Here is a 2,218-nt window from a genome sequence, read left to right as displayed (position 1 = left end):
TTGTAAAAGCCATTCTTGCGGATACCCTGAGATTTTAAGGAGTTTCGCCATCCTTGGGGATGGGGGCAAGCCGGCGAAAAGGGACATGGGGGAATGGGGGATGGGCCATTGGGCCTGGCTCTGGCACCCCCAGCTATTGACAACTAACCGGTTTATTTTGTGTACCAATGGTACACATTTCTAACCTCCGGAAGAAAGCATATATACAAAACTGGGATAAACACCCGGTTTTGTAAAAGCCATTCTTTCGGATACCCTGACATTTGATCGAGTTTCGCCATCCGTTGGGTAGTGGGGGCAAGCCGGCAAAAAGGGCATGGGGGAATGGGGAGATGGGCCATTGGGCCGGGCTCTGGCACCCCCAGCTATTGACAACTAACCGGTTTATTTTGTGTACCAATGGTACACATTTCTAACTTCCGGAAGAACGCATATATACAAAACGGGGATAAACTCGGAGTTTTGTAAAAGCCATTCTTGCGGATACCCTGAGATTTTAAGGAGTTTCGGCATCCTTGGGGATGGGGGCAAGCCGGCGAAAAGGGACATGGGGGAATGGGGGATGGGCCATTGGGCCTGGCTCTGGCACCCCCAGCTATTGACAACTAACCGATCTATTTTGTGTACCAATGGTACACATTTCTAACTTCCGGAAGAAAGCATATATACAAAACTGGGATAAACTCGGTTTTTTGTAAAAGTCATTCTTTCGGATACCCTGAGATTTTAAGGAGTTTCGCCATCCTTGGGGATGGGGGCAAGCCGGCAAAAAGGGACATGGGGGAATGGGGGATGGGCCATTGGGCCTGGCTCTGGCACCCCCAGCTATTGACAACTAACCGGTTTATTTTGTGTACCAATGGTACACATTTCTAACTTCCGGAAGAAAGCATATATACAAAACGGGGATAAACTCGGAGTTTTGTAAAAGCAATTCTTTCGGATACCCTGAGATTTTAACGAGTTTCGCCATCCTTGGGGATGGGGGCAAGCCGGCAAAAAGGGACATGGGGGAATGGGGGATGGGCCATTGGGCCTGGCTCTGGCACCCCCAGCTATTGACAACTAACCGGTTTATTTTGTGTACCAATGGTACACATTTCTAACCTCCGGAAGAAAGCATATTACAAAACTGGGATAAACACCCGGTTTTGTAAAAGCCATTCTTTCGGATACCCTGACATTTGATCGAGTTTCGCCATCCTTGGGTATGGGGGCAAGCCGGCAAAAAGGGACATGGGGGAATGGGAGATGGGCCATTGGGCCGGGCTCTGGCACCCCCAGCTATTGACAACTAACCGGTTTATTTTGTGTACCAATGGTACACATTTCTAACTTCCGGAAGAACGCATATATACAAAACGGGGATAAACTCGGAGTTTTGTAAAAGCCATTCTTTCGGATACCCTGAGATTTTATGGAGTTTCGCCATCCTTGGGTATGGGGGCAAGCCGGCAAAAAGAGATATTGGGGAATGGGAGATGGGCCATTGGGCCTGGCTCTGGCACCCCCAGCTATTGACAACTAACCGGTTTATTTTGTGTACCAATGGTACACATTTCTAACTTCCGGAAGAACGCATATATACAAAACGGGGATAAACTCGGAGTTTTGTAAAAGCCATTCTTGCGGATACCCTGAGATTTTAAGGAGTTTCGCCATCCTTGGGGATGGGGGCAAGCCGGCGAAAAGGGACATGGGGGAATGGGGGATGGGCCATTGGGCCTGGCTCTGGCACCCCCAGCTATTGACAACTAACCGATCTATTTTGTGTACCAATGGTACACATTTCTAACCTCCGGAAGAAAGCATATATACAAAACTGGGATAAACACCCGGTTTTGTAAAAGCCATTCTTTCGGATACCCTGACATTTGATCGAGTTTCGCCATCCTTGGGTATGGGGGCAAGCCGGCAAAAAGGGACATGGGGGAATGGGGAATGGGCCATTGGGCCGGGCTCTGGCACCCCCAGCTATTGACAACTAATCGGTTTATTTTGTGTACCAATGGTACACATTTCTAACCTCCGGAAGAAAGCATATAGACAAAACTGGGATAAACACCCGGTTTTGTAAAAGCCATTCTTTCGGATACCCTGACATTTGATCGAGTTTCGCCATCCTTGGGTATGGGGGCAAGCCGGCAAAAAGGGACATGGGGGAATGGGAGATGGGCCATTGGGCCGGGCTCTGGCACCCCCAGCTATTGACAACTAA

It is taken from the genome of Kamptonema formosum PCC 10802 (genome assembly GCF_000332335.1).
GTDB lineage: Bacteria > Cyanobacteriota > Cyanobacteriia > Cyanobacteriales > Oscillatoriaceae > Oscillatoria.
Note: the sequence above shows the minus strand (reverse complement) of the source record.